Raw genomic sequence first — 17,158 nt, forward strand, 5'->3', positions numbered from 1 at the left:
CTGCCGAGGGGTCATGCCCTCAGGACTGCACCGCCTCACGCGCCTTGAGGTAGGCAAATTCGCCGGCATCGTTGGACGCCCGCACCAGCTTCTGGAAGGCGACGTAGGAGTCATGGACCTTCTTCGAGTCCGGGTCGCTCTCGACCTGCTCGGCGATCACCTCCTGGGAGGCTTCATAGAGCGCCTTCATCACATCCTCGGGGAAGATGCGCAGCTTGACTCCATGCTCGTTGACCAGGGTATCCAGGGCCTGGGCGTTGCGGAAGGTGAACTCGCTGATCATCGCCAGATTGGCCGCCCGAGCCGCCTCGGTCACCACCGCCTTGAGATCATCGGGCAGGGCATTCCAGGCCTCCAGGTTGACGGTTCCCTCGAGGATCGCACTGGGCTCGTTCCAGGCCGAGGTGTAGTAGTAGTCGGCCACCTGGTGAAGACCGAAGGCCAGGTCGTTGTAGGGACTGACCCAGTCGGCGGCATCCAGCACCCCGGTCTGCATGGAGGTGAAGATCTCCGAGCCCGGCATGGTGACGGTGGTGACACCGATACGGTTCATCGCCTCACCGGCCAGGCCGGGCAGACGCAGCTTGAGCCCCTGCAGGTCCTCCAGGGAGTTGATCTCCTTCTTGAACCAGCCGCCGGGCTGGGTGGTGGTATTGCCCACCGGGAAGGGCTTGAGATTGTGCTTGGCATAGAGCTCGTCCCACAGTTCCTGACCGCCGCCGTAATAGAGCCAGGCGTTGGTTTCCTGGGTCGTCATGCCGAAGGGCACGGCGGTAAAGAACTGTGACGCCGCTACCTTGCCACGCCAGTAGTAGGAGGCGGAGTGACCCATCTCGGCGGTACCGGCGGCCACGGCATCGAACACTTCGAGTGCCGGTACCAGTTCACCGGCACCATGCACGCGGATACGCATGCGACCGCCGGAGAGTGTCTCGATGCGCTTGGCGAACTCGCTGGCACCGGTACCCAGGGCCGGGAAGTTCTTGGGCCAGGAGGTGACCATGTTCCAAGTGATGGTCTCCTGGGCCTTGGCGGTGGAAACGAAGGGGGCGGCGACCACACCGGCGGCGCCGGCACCCAGGGTGGTCAAGAACTTGCGACGTTGCATTCAGGCATCACTCCGTACGGATTATTATGCGAGCGCCGCGCCTGTCGCGCGGCTGTGTCCGCCTGGCAGTATGCTCCAGACGTGAACAGACCCACAAGCCACCCGCTGCCGTGAACGTCAACGGAAACTCAGGCACCCTGAATGTCACAGTGGCGTCAGCTTGGCGAAGCCCAGCACCAGCCACTTGTCCCCCTCCCCCGCGAAGCTGACCTGCACCCGCGCCCGGGGACCCTCGCCCTCGGCATTGAGGATCACCCCCTCACCGAATACCGGATGACTGACCCGCTGCCCGAGGGAGAGCGATGGCAGGTCATCACCACCGTTGACCTCGCTCTGGCGCAGCCCGGTGGGGCGCGAGGTGGTGACGGGTCGCGATACCTGGCCGCGCAGGCGCACCTCCTCGAGATACTCCTCGGGAATCTCGCGCAGGAAGCGCGAGGCGCGCTGGAAGGTCTCCTTGCCGTGCAGCCGGCGAATCTCGGCATGGGTCAGATAGAGCTTGCGCATGGCGCGGGTCAGGCCCACGTAACAGAGGCGACGCTCCTCTTCCAGGCGGCTCGGGTCCTCCGCCGACATGCGGTGGGGAAAGAGCCCCTCCTCCACCCCGGCGATAAACACCACCGGGAACTCGAGACCCTTGGCCGAGTGCAGGGTCATCAGCTGAACGCTATCCTCGAACTCGTCGGCCTCATGCTCGCCGGCGTTGAGCGCCGCCTCGGAGAGGAAGGCCTCCAGCGCCGTGGCCCCCTCGCCGGCCTCCGGTGCATCGAAGGCGTCGCCCTGGGTGAAGGCCCTGGCCGCGGTGACCAGCTCCTCGAGGTTCTCGACCCGCGCCTGCCCCTTCTCTCCCCTCTCATTGCGATGGTGCTCGAGCAGCCCGGTACGCGCGATCACATGGTCGATGATCTCGTGGAGCGCGAGGCCGGCGCCATCGTTGTCCAGAGTATCGATCAGATCGGCGAAGGCCTGCAGAGCGGTGCCGGCACGCCCCTTGAGGGCGCCGTCGGCCAGACCATCATGGAGCGCCTGCCATAGCGAGACGCTCCCCTCGCGGGCACGCCGGCGCAGCAGTTCCACGGTACGCGTGCCGATGCCCCGGGCCGGCACATTGATCACCCGCTCCAGGGAGGCATCATCATCGCGATTGAGCAGCAGTCGCAGGTAGGCCAGGGCGTTCCTGATCTCCAGACGCTCGTAGAAGCGATGACCGCCATAGATACGATAGGGCACGCCCTGGCGGATCAGGGTCTCCTCGATCACCCGCGACTGGGCATTGGAGCGGTAGAGAATGGCGATCTCGCGGCGATTGACCCCCTCCTCGACCCGTTCGCGCAGCGTGTCGACGATAAAGCGCGCCTCGTCGAGGTCATTGAAGCCGCTGTAGACCGAGATCGGCTCGCCGCGCTCGCCGGCGGTCCATAGCGTCTTGCCCATGCGCTCGGCATTGTGGCCGATCAGGGCGTTGGCGGCCTCGAGGATGGCACTGGTGGAGCGATAGTTCTGCTCCAGGCGCACCGTCTTCGTCTGCGGGAACTCGCGCTCGAAGCGGCGAATGTTCTCCACACGAGCGCCACGCCAGCCATAGATCGACTGATCATCGTCACCCACCACGGTCATCGGCGTGGTCATGCCGGTCAGCAGCTTGAGCCAGGCGTACTGCAGGGTATTGGTGTCCTGGAACTCGTCCACCAGCACATGGGCGAAACGCTGCTGGTAGTGGGCCAGTAGCGCCGGGTTGTCACGCAGCAGCTCCAGGCTACGCAGCAGCAGCTCGCCGAAGTCGACCAGGCCGCCACGCTCGCAGGTCAGCTGATAGCGATCATAGAGCTCGACCATCTGGCCCAGGTAGGCATCGCCATGCACATCGACCCGATGGGGGCGTAGCCCCTCCTCCTTGCAGCCGGAGATGAACGACTGCACCTGACGGGGCGGGAAGCGTTCGTCATCGATGTCGTTCTCCCTGATCAGTCGCTTGATCAGGCGCAGCTGGTCATCGCTGTCGATGATCTGGAAATGCTGGGGCAGGCGAGCGTCCTGCCAGTGGGTGCGCAGCAGGCGATGGGCGATGGAGTGGAAGGTGCCGACCCAGACATGGCGCAGTGACGTGCCTACCAACGCCTCCAGACGCGTGCGCATCTCGCGGGCCGCCTTGTTGGTAAAGGTCACGGCCAGCACCGCATAGGGGGAGAGCCCCTCGGCCTGCATCAGCCAGGCGATGCGCTGCACCAGCACCCGGGTCTTGCCGGAGCCGGCCCCGGCCAGCACCAGCATATTGCCCTGGGGGGCGCTGACCGCCTCGCGCTGGGCGGCATTCAGGTGGTCGAGGATCGCCGTGACGTCGTCCATGGTAAGGCTGTGCCGGGTCGAGAATGGCCGACCAGCTTACCATATGCCCCTGGCTGGAAGCTTACCCCCTGAGGGCACCGTAAGCAGGGTGCACCAACGCGGACTGGGCGGCTTGGCCGGGATCTGTCCCCTGCGGGAGGCGAGCTGTCCCCGGGCAAGCCGTATCCTCAAGTGGCTACGGCTTGCCGTCCTGCTCCGGAAAACGCAGCGGTGTCAGGCTCTTCTTCACTTCACGAAGCTGTTCGGCGAGCTTGGGACCGCGGGTCTTGGCCACGCCCACGGCCAGCACATCGACCAGCACCAGATGGGCGATGCGCGAGCTCATGGGCGTGTAGATCTCGGTGTCCTCATGAACGTCGATATACAGCGGCAGGGTCACCTCCTCGGCCAGCGGCGAACCGTCGGGGCACAGCCCGATCACCGTGGCACCGGCCTCCCGTGCCAGGCGCACGCTGGCCACCAGCGCCCGGGTGCGGCCGGTCTGGGAGATGGCGACCACCACATCCCCCTCCTTGAGGGTCACCGCCGACATGTTCTGCATATGCGGGTCGGCATAGGCGGCGGTGGAGATCTGCAGACGGAAGAACTTGTGCTGAGCATCGAAGGCCACCGCGCCGGAGGCCCCGAAACCGTAGAACTCGACCCGATTGGCCATGGCCAGGGCATTGATCGCCTTGCTCAGCGCCTCGTTGTCGAGGCGGTCGCGCACCGACAGCAGGGTGCCCACGGTGGAGTCGAAGATGCTGTGGGAAAACTCCGCCACCGAGTCACTGTCGTTCATCGAGAACTGGGCGAACTGGCTGCCGGCCGCCAGCATCTGCGCCAACTTGAGCTTGAAGTCCTGGAAGCCGTTGCAGCCCAGCGCCCGACAGAAGCGCACCACCGTCGGTTCGCTGACCTTGGCTTCGGTCGCCAGGTCGACGATGCGCATATGGATCACTTCCTCGGGGTTGCGCAGCACGAAGCGCGCCACCTTCTGCTCGGAGCGGCGGAAGTGCTCCATGCGGTGTCTCATCTCATCGAACAGGGCACGACTCACACGGAACTCCTTGGCTGGCCACCGCAATGCGATGACGAACGATCATGGTATCTGACTCATGTTATCCAATTACAGTATGCCCGAAGGCGGGGCCATATGGGCAGTGCGCCTCCGCCCGGGGAGCGTTGAGGCAGCGTCATGAGGAAAAGACTCACGCCGTCATCATTCTGTCAAGTGATGTATAGTAACAAGTGCAGTGTCGCGTAGCGTCCAAGGAGAGAGTCGATCATGCACAAGACCGAACGGTTAACCTCCCTGAAGAGTGAACTTCTCGACATCTTCATGAGCATGGAAGTCCATGAGCACGAAGAGCGGACTCGTACCGCCGCCCAGCGTCACCTGCGGGCCCGGCGTGGCATCGAGCTCCACAGCGAGTTCAAGCAGCTGGCTCGGGAGATCGCCGAGTTGCCAGAAGCCGAGCTCACCGAGGACGCCATGCACTGACGTCACCCCACGATATGCAACGAGCCCCGCCAGGGCGGGGCTCGTCAGGGCTTGAAGCCAGTACCGTGATGGTCGGCGAGCCTAGACCAGGCCGTAGACGAACACCACGACCACCCCGATCGGTGCCACCACACGAGACACCACCTGCCACAGCTGGGCCTGACCGGCCGAGAGCCCCAGCTCGTTGATCACGCTGTCGCGGTCGAGACGCCAGGCCACGAACAGGATCGCGCCCAGGCCGGTCAGCGGCAACATGAACTTGCTGGTGAGGGTATCCAGGAAGTCGAAGACGTTCAGCCCCAGGATCAGGAACTCGTCCCAGACGTTGAACGACATCAGCGCCGCAATACCCAGCACCCAGACCGCCACACCGGCCACCAGGGTGGCCGCGACACGCGATAGCGGCGTACGCTCCTCGAGCAGCTCCACCGTCGGCTCCAGCAGCGAGATCGCCGAAGTCAGGGCGGCGAAGGTCAGCAGCAGGAAGAACGCCAGGCCGAGGATGGTACCCCATGCCATGTTGCCGAAGGCCAGCGGCAGGGTGACGAAGATCAGCCCCGGTCCCTCGCCCGGGCTCAGGCCATTGGCGAAGACGATGGGGAAGATCGCCATGCCGGCCAGCAGCGCGATGGCGGTATCCAGAATGATCACCGTGCGTGCCGTGCCGATCAGGCTGACGTCCTCACCCAGATAGGAGCCATAGGCCAGCATGATGCCCATGCCCAGCGACAGGGTGAAGAAGGCCTGTCCCATGGCGGCCAGCACTACCTCACCGTTGATGGCGCTCCAGTCGGGGCTGAACATGAAGGCCATGGCCTCACCGAAGTGACCGGTGGTCATGCCATAGATCACCAGCACCACCATCAGGATGACCAGTGCCGGCATCAGAGTCTTGACGGCACCCTCCAGGCCCTTGGTCACGCCGCGAGCCACGATAAAGATCACCAGCGCCATGAAGGCGGTATGCCACAGGGTCAAGGCGGTGGCGTTACCCAGCAGGCCACTGAAGATGGCGCCGACACCATCGGAGTCCATGCCCGTGAACTTGCCGGTGACCGAACCCAGGGTATAGAAGAGCGACCAGCCGCCGATCACGCTGTAGAAGGAAAGAATCAGGAAGGCACCCAGAACGCCACTGACCCCGACCAGTGCCCAGGCCGGCAGACGACCGCTCTGACGAGCCAGGTCGAGCATCGAGTTGATCGGGTTCTTCTGGCCACGGCGGCCGATCAGCCATTCGGCGACCAGGATCGGCAGGCCGACCAGGGCCACACAGGCCAGGTAGATGAGCACGAAGGCCGCGCCCCCGCTATCCCCTACCATATAGGAGAAGCGCCAGATATTGCCCAGCCCCACCGCCGAACCGGTGGCTGCCAGGATAAAGGCCATCTTCGATGACCACTGTGCATGGGAGAGTTTGGACATGTTTCACCCTGTGTGTACGTGTCGCCAGCGGCCGATCCGGCGCGTTGGCGGCTTGTGCTTGTCATTGCCACGTCCAGAGCGTCATGGATTACATGACACCGTCCAGAGCATGACAGGATCCGGGCAGGATCACTGCCGTTGCGCTTCACGATCGTCGGCGGGTGGCCGTTGACCGAAGAGCACGGGAGCGCAGGACCATCGCAAGATCGACGCAGGTTCAGCGCCAAATCCAGTCAGAATCCGGGGGTATGAGCACTCCGGACCATAAAACTATCCGATCAAACACTCGATGGCCAGCGTCTTCTGTGGTTTGGCACTTGCTCTTTAGGAGCAGGGGGAAGCAGGCATCAACTCCCGAACAGGCTGGCCTGGGCCTCGCCGGGGAAGGCCGGCAAGGAGGGCAGGGCCAGTCGCTCTGCCAGGCGATCATGGAGGCGCCGCGCCAGCTGGGGTGCCTGCCGGTTGTCCGGTGTATGCACCATCAGATAAGGGGTTTTCCCCTGTTTTATCCACAGGGCAAGGCGATCGATCCAGGCCGCGAAGTAATGTTCATTGATGGTCGAGTCGTGATGCCCGATATAGCGCACCAGGGGTCGACCTCCCGTGGAAAGCACGTGTAATGGGCGTTTCGGCTTCTCGCGCTGGGCCTGCTGCAGGCCGGGATGCTCACCGGCGGGAGTGGCGAATAGGGGGCGCACATCGAGCATCACCCGATCCACACCGTGAGTTATCAACATCCTGTTGAAATGGCGCTCGACGCTCCCCTTGTGGAAAAAATCGGTGTGGCGCACCTCGACCGCACAGGGAATGTCGCCCGGCCAGCGTGCGAGCAGCGCCTCGAGACGAGGCAGTTCATCGCCACCGAAATCCCGGGGAAGCTGGACCATCAACGGGCCCAGGCGGCCGTGCAGCGGTTCGAGGACCGTGAGGAAGGCATCGAGTTCGGCCTCGATGCCGGCCAGGCGTCGCTCATGGGTCAGGGCGGCGGGCAGCTTGAAGCAGAAACGGAAGCCCGGGGGTGCCTGACGCGCCCAGGCCGCCACGGTCTCGGCGCGTGGCGCGCCGCTGTAGAAGGTGGTGTTGCCCTCCACACAGGTGAAGACCCGGGCATACTCCTCGAGGCCGCCGCCATGAGGAGGATAGAGTCCGCCGCGCCAGTCGGGATTGGCCCACATGGGCAGCCCCAGATGGAGCGGCGGTTCAGCACCTGGGGCCGTCACTCCACTGTCACGCTCTTGGCCAGGTTGCGTGGCTGATCCACATCGGTACCCTTGAGGACCGCCACATGGTAGCTGAGCAGCTGCAGCGGCAAGGTATAGACGATCGGCGCCAGCGCCTCATGCACCCGGGGCAGGCGCAGCACCCGAATGCCCTCGGAGGCCTCGAGTCCTACCCCCTCGTCGGCGAACACGAACAGCTCACCGCCGCGCGCGCGCACCTCCTGCAGATTGGACTTGAGCTTGTCGAGCAGCTCATCGTTGGGCGCCACGGAGATCACCGGCATCTCGCTGTCGACCAGTGCCAGCGGGCCATGCTTGAGCTCGCCCGCCGGGTAGGCCTCGGCGTGGATATAGGAGATCTCCTTGAGCTTGAGCGCGCCCTCCAGGGCGATGGGGAAGTGAGCCCCACGCCCCAGGAAGAGGGCGTGCTGCTTCTCGGCGAAGGCCATGGAGAGCTCCTCGATGGCCGGATCCAGCGCCAGCACACGCTCCACCAGCCGCGGCAGGCCGCGCAGCGCCGTGACCACCTCGGCCTGCACGGCCTCGTCGAGCCCCTTGACGCGCCCCAGCGCCAGGGTCAGCAACAGCAGGGCGGTAAGCTGCGTCGTGAAGGCCTTGGTGGACGCCACGCCGATCTCGGGCCCGGCATGGGTCATCAGTGAGAGGTCCGACTCGCGCACCAGGGAGCTGCCCGGCACGTTGCAGATCGCCAGGCTGGCCAGATAGTCGCCCGCCCTGGCGAAGCGCAGCGCCGCCAGGGTATCGGCGGTCTCGCCGGACTGGGAGAGGGTCACGAACAGGGTCCCTTCGGGAACCACGACCCGGCGATAGCGATACTCCGAGGCGACCTCCACCTGCACCGGAACGCCGGCATAGCGCTCCAGCCAGTAGCGCGCCACCATGCCCGCATGATAGCTGGTGCCACAGGCAACGATATGAATCTGCCTGACCTGCCCGAAGAGCGCCTCGGCCTCGGGGCCGAAGCTCTCCACCAGCGCCGAGCGCTCCCCGAGACGCCCCTCCAGGGTCGCGCCAATCACCGCCGTCTGCTCGTGGATCTCCTTGAGCATGAAGTGACGGTACTCGCCCTTGCTGGCCGCGCCATCGCCATGCTCGAAGGTGGTTATCTCACGCTTCACCGCCTCACCGTCGGCATCGAAGATCTCGATGCGGCCACCGGCGGAGAGGCGAACCGCATCCCCCTCCTCCAGGTAGATGAAACGGTCGGTGACCTGCAGCAGGGCCAGCGGATCGGAGCCGAGAAAGGCCTCGCCGATGCCCACCCCGACCACCAGCGGGCTGCCCTTGCGGGCCCCGATGATGACGTCGGGCTCATCGGCGTGGATCACTCCCAGCGCATAGGCCCCATCCAGCCGAGCGAGAATGCCGCGTACCGCGGTGAGCAGATCACCCGCCTGGCGGCTCTCGCGCTCCAGCAGATGCGCCACCACCTCGGTGTCGGTCTCGGAGGTGAAGTGGTAGCCCTCGGCCTCGAGCTCACGACGCAAGGCTTCATGGTTCTCGATGATGCCATTGTGCACCACCGCCAGGCGCTCGCCGGACTGGTGGGGGTGGGCATTCACCTCGCTGGGTCGACCATGGGTCGCCCAGCGGGTATGGGCGATCCCGCTGCGACCGGCCAGCGGCTCGGCGACCAGGCGCTCCTCCAGGGCCGCCACCTTGCCCATCGCCCGGCACCGCTGCAGTCTGCCGTCGGGGTCAAGCACCGCCATGCCCGCAGAGTCATAGCCACGATACTCAAGGCGCTTGAGGCCCTCCAGAAGAATCCCTTCCACGTTACGCTCGGCAACGGCTCCGACGATTCCACACATCGCTCTCTCTCCTTAGTCGTCCTGCTTGCGGGGCCGGGGCCAGTCCGCCTTGGTCATCTGGCGGGCACGAGTCACCGCCAGGGAGTTGTCGGGCACATCCTTGGCCACGGTGGAGCCGGCCCCCACGGTGGCTCCCCGCCCGATGCTTACCGGCGCTACCAGGGCACTGTTGGAGCCGATGAAGGCCTCGTCATCGATCTCGGTATGGTGCTTGTTGGCACCATCATAGTTGCAGGTGATGGTGCCCGCACCGACGTTGACACCGCGCCCCAGGCGGGCGTCGCCCACATAGCTCAGATGGTTGATCTTGCTGCCCTCGCCCACCTCGACGTTCTTGGTCTCGACGAAGTTACCGACCTTGGTCCCTACCGCCAGGCGCGAGCCGGGCCGCAGGCGCGCGAAGGGGCCGATGGTGGCGTGTCCGGCGATCACCGCCCCTTCGATGACGCTATGGGGCTCGATCACGCTCTCGGCGCCGATATGGCTGTCGCGAATCACGCAGTGGGGCCCGATGCGAACGCCCTCGCCCAGCTCCACCTCGCCCTCGAAGACACAGCCCACGTCGATCTCCACGTCATGACCACAGCGCAGGGTGCCACGCACGTCGAGACGCGACGGGTCGGCGAGCGCCACGCCCTCGGTCATCAGTTTTTCGGCGATGGCCTGCTGGTGGGCCCGCTCGAGACGCGCCATCTGCAGGCGATTGTTGACCCCCTCCACCTCGATCGGGTCGCCCGGTTGAGCGGTGACCACCCTGACGCCCTCGGCGGCGGCCATGGCGATGATGTCGGTGAGGTAGTACTCGCCCTGGGCATTGTCGGCGGAGAGTCGCGGCAGCCAGCGGCGCAGCTGGCTGGCGGTCATCGCCATGATGCCGGTATTGCACTCTCGCACCGCACGCTCGCTTTCGCTGGCGTCCTTGTGTTCGACGATGGCCACCGCCTGCCCCTCGGCATTGCGCAGGATGCGTCCATAGCCGCTGGGATCATCGAGGGTCACGGTGAGCAGGCCCAGGTGATCGTCGTCGACACCCTCCAGCAGTCGTTCGAGGGTCGTGCGCTGGATCAGGGGAACATCACCGTAGAGCACCAGGACCTTGCCATTGCCGAGCCCGTCGAGCGCCTGGGCCACGGCATGGCCGGTGCCCTTCTGTTCAGCCTGCAGGGCGAAGTGCACCCGACAGTCGGCCAGGGCCTCACGCACCTTCTCGGCGCCATGGCCCACCACGACGTGGGTGCGCTCGGCGCTGAGTCCCGCGGCGGTATCGATCACGTGGCGTACCATCGGCTTGCCGGCCAGACGGTGCAGCACCTTGGGCAGGGTCGAGCGCATCCGGGTGCCCTGCCCGGCGGCCAGTATCACGACATCAAGCGTCATCCTTCACTCCTGATCCTGTTGTTCATGTTGCCGGGAGGCGTCGCTGTCCGCGACCTCGAGACCGAGCTCCTCGACCCGCGCCTTGCCGAACTGCTCGACGAAGGCGGGAGTGACCCGGCTCGTCCAGCCCTCCTCCCCGCGTAATATCATCAGCGCACTCAGCCGGTGCTCACGGGCCAGCGCCATGCCCGCCTCCTCGCCGAGCACCGTCAGTGCCGTGGCCCAGGCATCCGCCCAGGCATTGGAGGTATGGAAGACGCTGACCGACGCCAGGCGATGGGTGATCGGCCGCCCGTTGCGTGGGTCCAGGGTGTGGGAGTAGCGCCGCCCCTCCTCCTCGAAATAGTTGCGGTAGTCGCCGGAAGTCGCCACCGAGACATCGTGCAGCGACAGCATATACTGCGCCTCCTGGCGATCCTCCAGGGGCGCCTCGATACCGATGCGCCAGGGCTCCTTCTCGCCGTCCCGGTAGCCGCTGGCAAGCAGGTCACCACCGAGGTTCACCAGATAGTGCTCGACCCCCTCGGCGTCGAGAAAGGCGGCTACCCGATCGGTGGCGTGGCCCTTGGCGACCCCACCCAGGTCGACGGTCACCTCGCGCGTACGCCTCGCCTCACGCTGTTGGGCGTCGAGCTCCAGCGCGTCGGTGCCGACCTGTGCCAGGCGCCTGGCCAGCTCGGCGTCGGCGGGAACCTCCCGGGGACGGGCCTCGGCACCGAAGCTCCACAGGTTGACCAGCCCGCCGATGGTCATGTCGAAGGCTCCGCCGCTCTCCTCGGCCACGGTCCGACCGATGGCCAGGACCTCGTAAAGCGCATCGGAGAGTGGCTGCCACTCCCCGGTCGGTGCCTGGTTGAAGGCCATCAGTTCGGAGTCATCGCGGTAGAGCGACATGCTGGCATCCACCGCCTCGAGCTCGGCGAGAATCCCCTCTTCCAGGGCGCTGGCCTCACCGCGGGTCAGGGGATCGACGATGGTCACCTGGTAGAAGCTGCCGAAGATGGCGCCCTCGAGGCGTACCGGCGAATCGAGCGGCCGGTCGCGCTCGGAGCAGGCCGCCAGCGCAAGCAGCAGCAGCAAGGTGGGCAGCAACAGCAGGTGTCGAATCACGCCGGACTCCTCACAGGGGGTGTTACCAGAATAGCCATAGCAGCCAGGCCCCGAGCAGCAGCCGGTAGATCACGAAGGGCTGCATGCCGACCCGCTTGATAAAGGCCAGGAAGTAGTGAATGCAGAGATAGGCGCTGATGGCCGAGAGCAGCCCCCCCACCACCAGGGTAACCCACTCCACCTCCGCGGCATCGCGGACAAGTGCCACGACTTCCATCCCGCCGGCCATCACGATCACCGGGATCGACATCAGGAACGAGAAACGCGCCGCGGCCTCACGATTCATGCCCAGCAACAGCGCCGCGGTGATGGTGATGCCCGAGCGCGAGGTTCCGGGAATCAACGCCAGCGCCTGGGCCAGACCGATCAGCAGGGCATCGCGCAGGGTCAGCTGATACTCGTCGCGACTGCCACTCTGACGCAGGTCCGCATAGGCCAACAGCAGGCCGAAGGCAATCAGGCCGAAGGCGATGATCAGCGGCGAGCGCATCCCCTCCGCGATATCATCATGGAAGATCAGCCCCCCCAGCCCCACGGGTATCGTCGCCAGCACCACCCACCAGGCCAGGCGGGCATCGGCATCCACGCCGCGCCCCACCAGCGAACCCGACCAGCTCAACGTCATCTTCACGAGCTCATGACGAAAGTAGAACACCACCGCCGCCAGGCTGCCGATATGCAGCGCCACATCGAAGGCCAGCCCCTGATCGCTCCAGTCGGTGAGGACGGGGACCAGGATCAAGTGAGCGGAGCTGGAGACCGGCAGAAATTCGGTGAGTCCCTGTACGATCGCGAGTATGACGACCTGAAGCCAATCCATGGTAGTTTCCTGTCAGATGAAGCCCGCACCCGTAGGCGCCACGCCGTGCAGAGGATACACCCGCGCGACCGAGCTGTCCGCCCCGCTTGCCATCGGTTCAGGGCTCATGTACCGAGGATCGTCGTGGCGATGCCGAAGTAGATCAGCACGCCGGAGGCATCGATCAGGGTGGTCACCAACGGCGCCGAGGCGGTGGCCGGATCCCAGCCCAGGTGGTCGAGCAGGAAGGGCAGGCACATGCCCAGCAGGCTGCCGAACAGCACGATGGTGACCATGCTCATGGCCACCACCAGGGCCAGCGCCTCACCGCCGCGCATGACCCCGATGGGCGCCACCGCCAGGGCCATGGTCAGGCCCAGCGAGCCCGCCACCAGCATCTCACGCCCCATCAGCTTGCCCCAGTCCTTGATGCCCACGTCGCCGGTCGCCATGCCGCGCACCATCAGGGTGGCGGCCTGGGCGCCGGCGTTGCCGCCGCTGCCGATCAGCAGTGGCAGGAAAAACACCAGTGCCACCTGGGCGGCGATGGTCTCCTCGAAGTAGGCGATCCCCGCTCCCGAGAAGAGGTTGGCGAATACCAGCAGCACCAGCCAGGTGACACGCTTGCGATACAGGCTCCACAGCGGCACTCGGCTGACCCCGCCCTCCAGGGTGCCGATCGACATCCCCTTGTGGATATCCTCGGTGGCCTCGGACTCGACCACGTCCATGGCATCGTCGTGGGTAACGATCCCCACCAGTCGCTCATCGCCATCCACCACCGGCAGCGCCAGCAGGTCGTAGCGGGCGACGATGCGCGCCACCTCCTCCTGAGCCTCGTCGACCGAGGTGTGGATGACATCGCGGATCATCAGTTCGTCGATCTGCTCTCCGGGTGGCGCCACCATCAGCTGACGCAACGACAGGGTGCCGGCCAACCGGCCATGGCCATCGATGATATAGAGCTGATAGACCGTCTCGGCATCGGGCGCCGTCTGGCGAACCCGCATCATCGCCTGGGGGACCGTCATGCCACTGGGAATGGCCACGTAGTCCGTGGTCATGATCGCCCCGGCGGTCCCCTCCTCGTAGCTGGCCAGGCGCTTGAGCTCCTGCCGCTCGCGTCGGGCCATGCGCCGCAGCAGACTCTGGCGGCGATCCTCGTCGAGCAGGTTGAAGAGATCGGCACGCTCGTCGGAGCCCATCTCCTCGAGGGTCAACAGCAGGCGCTCATCGCTCATCGCCTCGGCGAGCACCCGCTGGGTATCACCGGGCAGATGCCCAAGCATGCTGGCACGCCGCTCCAGGGGCAGGTACTCCATCAGGGCTAGGGTGCGGGACGGCTCCTCGTCCTCCGACAGGACGGCCCCGAGGATCTCGGCGATATCCGCCGAGCGCAGCTCGGACAGCAGCGCAGTGGCGCGCTCGCTCTCCTCTTCGGCAAGCGCCTGGCAGAGTGTGGCCCGATGGGTGTTGAGAATATCGGTGAGGGACATGGCATGCTCCTCGGCGCCCCAGGGTCAGGCTACCGGGATGATAGAGACAAGAACGCCCCCGGCTCGACATTACCGTCGAGCCGGGGGCGCGAGACTTCACGCTGGGGCAAAGATCAGCCCTTGCCGGCCTTCTTGCGTAGCTGCTGGATCGTACGCAGCTGGGCCACGGCTTCGGCCAGTTCGGCCGATGCCCGGGTGTAGTCCAGCTCGGCGGACTTGTCGTTGAGGTTCCTCAGCGCCTGCTGTCGAGCCTCTTCCGCCGCCGCCTCATCGAGGTCATGGGCACGGGTGGCCGAGTCGGCCAGGATGGTCACCACGTCCGGCTGGACTTCCATGAAGCCTCCCGAAACGTAGTAGTTCTCCTCCTGACCGCCATCATGAAGCACGCGCACCGGTCCCGGCTTGAGCTCGGTCAGCAGCGGGGTGTGACCGGGCAGGATGCCCAGCTCGCCCATGCGCCCGTTGGCGATGATCCGCTCGATCTGGCCGGAGAAGACTCCTTCCTCGGCGCTGACGATCTCGCACTTGAAGCTTTTCGTCATGACGACGTCTCCCAGGTAGACGGGATTACTTCATCTGGTTGGCTTTCTCGACGGCCTCGTCGATGGTGCCGACCATATAGAAGGCCTGCTCCGGCAGCTCGTCGTACTCGCCGTCGAGGATGCCCTGGAAGCCGCGGATGGTGTCCTTGAGGGACACGTACTTGCCGGGCGAACCGGTGAACACCTCGGCGACGAAGAACGGCTGTGACAGGAAGCGCTGGATCTTACGCGCGCGAGACACGGCCAGCTTGTCCTCGTCGGAAAGCTCGTCCATGCCCAGGATCGCGATGATGTCCTTGAGCTCCTTGTAGCGCTGCAGCACGTTCTGCACGCCGCGAGCGACGCCGTAGTGCTCCTCGCCCACCACCAGCGGGTCGAGCTGACGGGAGGTGGAGTCCAGCGGGTCGATGGCCGGGTAGATACCCAGCTCGGCGATCGAACGCGCCAGTACCACGGTGGCGTCCAGGTGCGAGAAGGTGGTCGCCGGCGACGGGTCGGTCAGGTCATCCGCGGGCACGTAGACGGCCTGCACGGAGGTGATCGAGCCGGTCTTGGTGGAGGTGATGCGCTCCTGGAGCACACCCATCTCCTCGGCCAGGGTCGGCTGGTAACCCACCGCGGAGGGCATCCGACCCAGCAGGGCGGAGACCTCGGTACCGGCCAGGGTATAACGGTAGATGTTGTCGACGAACAGCAGCACGTCACGGCCTTCATCGCGGAACTTCTCGGCGATGGTCAGGCCGGTCAGGGCCACGCGCAGGCGGTTCCCGGGCGGCTCGTTCATCTGACCGTAGACCAGCGATACCTTGTCGATAACGTTGGATTCGGTCATCTCGTGATAGAAGTCGTTACCCTCGCGGGTACGCTCACCGACACCGGCAAAGACCGAGTAGCCGCTGTGCTCGGTGGCGATGTTGCGGATCAGCTCCATCATGTTGACGGTCTTGCCCACACCGGCGCCGCCGAACAGGCCGACCTTGCCGCCCTTGGCGAACGGGCAGACCAGGTCGATGACCTTGATGCCGGTCTCGAGCAGCTCGCTGGAAGCCGCCTGGTCGGCATAGCCCGGCGCACTGCGGTGAATCGGCATGCGCTCCTGCTCACCGATCTCGCCCGCCTCGTCGATGGGCTCGCCGAGCACGTTCATGATGCGACCCAGCGTCTCCTCGCCCACCGGCACGGAGATGGCCGCACCGGTGTTGGTGACGTCCATGCCCCGCTTGAGCCCCTCAGTGGAGCCCATGGCGATGGTACGCACCACGCCATCACCCAGCTGCTGCTGGGTCTCGAGCACGGTCTCGACATTCGAGACCTTCAGCGCGTCGTAGACCTTGGGAACATTGTCCCGCGGAAACTCTACGTCAATCACCGCGCCGATGATTTGTACGATACGTCCGCTCATCTTGGTTCCTCTCAAATACCTGAAAATGAAACCTGCATGCCGGGAGGGCCATGGCCTCCCTGGCGCTTATACGGCCGCGGCACCACCGACGATCTCGGAGATTTCCTGGGTAATGGCCGCCTGACGGGCCTTGTTGTACACCAGCTCCAGGTCGTCGATGAGATTGCCGGCGTTATCGGTGGCACTCTTCATGGCGATCATTCGGGCGGCCTGCTCACAGGCTCCGTTCTCGACCACCGCCTGGTAGACCTGCGATTCGACGAATCGCACCAGCAGGCTATCCAGCAGCGCCTTGGCATCCGGCTCATACAGGTAGTCCCAGCTACCGGGACGCTTGTCTTCTTCGTCGTTCGAATCCGAGCCCATATCGGGTGACAGGGGCAACAGCTGACGGACCACCGGCTTCTGGGTCATGGTGTTGACGAACTCGTTGTACACCACGCACAGGCGGTCCAGCCGACCCTCGTCATAGGCATCCAGCATCACCTTCACACTGCCGATCAGATCCTCGACCTCGGGCGCTTCGCCCAGGCCGCTCTTCGCCGCGACGAGGTTGCCCCCGTAGCTTCTGAAGAAACTGCCGGCCTTGCTGCCCAGGGCACAGAAATCCAGCTCGGCCCCCTGGTCATGCCACGCCTTGGCGTCCTTGGTCACGGCCTTGAACAGGTTGATGTTCAAGCCGCCACACAGGCCGCGGTCGGTGGACACCACGATGTAGCCGACGCGCTCGACCTCACGCTCGACCATCCAGGGGTGGCGGTACTCGGGGTTGGCATCGGCGACATGCGCGACCACGTTGCGAATCTGACGCGCATAGGGCTGGCTGGACTTCATCAGGTCCTGGGCCTTGCGCATCTTCGACGCCGCGACCATTTCCATGGCGCTGGTGATCTTCTGCGTGTTCTTGATGCTCCCGATCTGGGTGCGTATCTCTTTTGCAGCTGCCATAGCGATCTACTCCGTTCGTGGCACTCAGTAAGCTCCAGGGCCCATCCCGCGGGCGGGATGGGCCAACGGG

General features: G+C 65.2%; 14 protein-coding genes. 1 reads left to right on the forward strand and 13 read right to left on the reverse strand.

Annotated features, from left to right (window positions below; translation table 11 throughout):
- Positions 1–19 precede the first annotated feature (19 nt).
- From IOC61_RS09865 to hexR, 3 genes are all read right to left on the reverse strand, one after another.
- Positions 20–1,108: a TRAP transporter substrate-binding protein gene (locus IOC61_RS09865; RefSeq protein WP_195688649.1), complete on the reverse strand. Its 1,089-nt coding sequence runs from the start codon at positions 1,106–1,108 to the stop codon at positions 20–22.
- A gap of 144 nt (positions 1,109–1,252) precedes the next feature.
- Positions 1,253–3,454, reverse strand: a complete 2,202-nt coding sequence (gene uvrD, locus IOC61_RS09870; RefSeq protein ID WP_195688650.1) for a DNA helicase II — start codon at positions 3,452–3,454, stop codon at positions 1,253–1,255.
- A 175-nt stretch (positions 3,455–3,629) separates the two neighbouring features.
- Complete coding sequence (gene hexR, locus IOC61_RS09875; protein ID WP_195688651.1) at positions 3,630–4,493, reverse strand: transcriptional regulator HexR; 864 nt, start codon at positions 4,491–4,493, stop codon at positions 3,630–3,632.
- Between the two features lie 228 nt (positions 4,494–4,721).
- Between hexR and IOC61_RS09880 the strand changes: the two genes are divergently transcribed.
- Positions 4,722–4,937, forward strand: coding sequence for a PA3496 family putative envelope integrity protein (locus tag IOC61_RS09880; RefSeq protein ID WP_132044663.1), 216 nt, complete (start codon positions 4,722–4,724; stop codon positions 4,935–4,937).
- Between the two features lie 81 nt (positions 4,938–5,018).
- On the opposite strand, the gene IOC61_RS09885 is transcribed toward IOC61_RS09880, so the two are convergent.
- From IOC61_RS09885 to atpG, 10 genes are all read right to left on the reverse strand, one after another.
- Entirely contained in the window at positions 5,019–6,362 is a 1,344-nt protein-coding gene (locus IOC61_RS09885; protein WP_195688652.1) for a sodium-dependent transporter, read from the reverse strand.
- Positions 6,363–6,709: 347 nt separating this feature from the next.
- Complete coding sequence (locus IOC61_RS09890) at positions 6,710–7,537, reverse strand: DUF72 domain-containing protein (RefSeq protein WP_195688653.1); 828 nt, start codon at positions 7,535–7,537, stop codon at positions 6,710–6,712.
- Between the two features lie 41 nt (positions 7,538–7,578).
- Entirely contained in the window at positions 7,579–9,414 is a 1,836-nt protein-coding gene (glmS, locus tag IOC61_RS09895) for a glutamine--fructose-6-phosphate transaminase (isomerizing) (RefSeq protein WP_195688654.1), read from the reverse strand.
- Positions 9,415–9,426: 12 nt separating this feature from the next.
- A complete protein-coding gene (gene glmU, locus IOC61_RS09900) occupies positions 9,427–10,791 on the reverse strand; it encodes a bifunctional UDP-N-acetylglucosamine diphosphorylase/glucosamine-1-phosphate N-acetyltransferase GlmU (protein ID WP_195688655.1) in 1,365 nt (454 codons plus the stop codon).
- A gap of 3 nt (positions 10,792–10,794) precedes the next feature.
- The gene (locus IOC61_RS09905) at positions 10,795–11,901 is read right to left on the reverse strand and encodes an FAD:protein FMN transferase (RefSeq protein ID WP_324254712.1); all 1,107 of its coding nucleotides are present in this window, start codon (positions 11,899–11,901) and stop codon (positions 10,795–10,797) included.
- A gap of 22 nt (positions 11,902–11,923) precedes the next feature.
- Entirely contained in the window at positions 11,924–12,721 is a 798-nt protein-coding gene (locus IOC61_RS09910; RefSeq protein ID WP_195688656.1) for an undecaprenyl-diphosphate phosphatase, read from the reverse strand.
- Between the two features lie 104 nt (positions 12,722–12,825).
- The gene (gene mgtE, locus IOC61_RS09915) at positions 12,826–14,196 is read right to left on the reverse strand and encodes a magnesium transporter (RefSeq protein WP_195688657.1); all 1,371 of its coding nucleotides are present in this window, start codon (positions 14,194–14,196) and stop codon (positions 12,826–12,828) included.
- 113 nt (positions 14,197–14,309) lie between these two features.
- Positions 14,310–14,738, reverse strand: a complete 429-nt coding sequence (locus tag IOC61_RS09920) for a F0F1 ATP synthase subunit epsilon (RefSeq protein ID WP_195688658.1) — start codon at positions 14,736–14,738, stop codon at positions 14,310–14,312.
- A 25-nt stretch (positions 14,739–14,763) separates the two neighbouring features.
- Complete coding sequence (atpD, locus tag IOC61_RS09925) at positions 14,764–16,140, reverse strand: F0F1 ATP synthase subunit beta (protein WP_195688659.1); 1,377 nt, start codon at positions 16,138–16,140, stop codon at positions 14,764–14,766.
- A 66-nt stretch (positions 16,141–16,206) separates the two neighbouring features.
- On the reverse strand, positions 16,207–17,088 hold the full coding sequence (gene atpG / locus IOC61_RS09930) for a F0F1 ATP synthase subunit gamma (protein ID WP_132043358.1): 882 nt from the start codon (positions 17,086–17,088) through the stop codon (positions 16,207–16,209).
- Positions 17,089–17,158: the final 70 nt, after the last annotated feature.

Source organism: Halomonas sp. KAO (assembly GCF_015595025.1).
In the GTDB taxonomy this organism is placed as follows: Bacteria; Pseudomonadota; Gammaproteobacteria; order Pseudomonadales; family Halomonadaceae; genus Halomonas.